This is a genomic window from Actinomyces sp. S6-Spd3 (assembly GCF_000758755.1).
GTDB lineage: Bacteria > Actinomycetota > Actinomycetes > Actinomycetales > Actinomycetaceae > Pauljensenia.
Map to the genome: position 1 here is coordinate 1 of NZ_JRMV01000141.1, position 507 is coordinate 507.

Consider the following 507-nt stretch of genomic DNA (forward strand, 5'->3'; position numbering starts at 1 on the left):
TCGGCCCGTCAGTGTCGCGTTGCTGGGGCCGATGCAGGTGACCGGCAGCAACGTAGGAAAGCCCGCGCGAAAGTGGTTTGTCTGCGCCCATAGTCTTGAAGGTTGAGGGGGCAACCGACTGCGAACCTCCAACTGAAATGTCGCGCTCAGAATCACTGGTTTCGGATCCGGCAATGAATGCGTGAATCACCGCGATGCCCATGCCTTCGCGCTTTGCGAGGTCTGCGTCTACTCGCCGCAGGGCGGCCTCCATAACGGCCTGATGGCTGCGAGCAAGGCTGGTGAGTACTCCAGAGTCATCGACCTCATCGGAGAGGCTAACACGGGCTATATCGGGCTCCAGGTAGGGGACAGGGTAGACGTTTGCCACCGCGGATCCGCTTCGGATCACGATTGGCTTCCCTACGTCTGCCGTACGCGAAACGATCTTTAATCGCTCCGTGTACAGCCTCGATCCGAATCCTAATCTGGCCGCAGAATCGTGGTTACCCGGAATCATGATGACCT

General features: G+C 58.8%; 1 pseudogene. It reads right to left on the minus strand.

The window, feature by feature from the left end:
• A pseudogene (locus tag HMPREF1627_RS00835) lies at positions 1–370 on the minus strand (exonuclease SbcCD subunit D); the annotation flags it as partial.
• Positions 371–507: the final 137 nt, after the last annotated feature.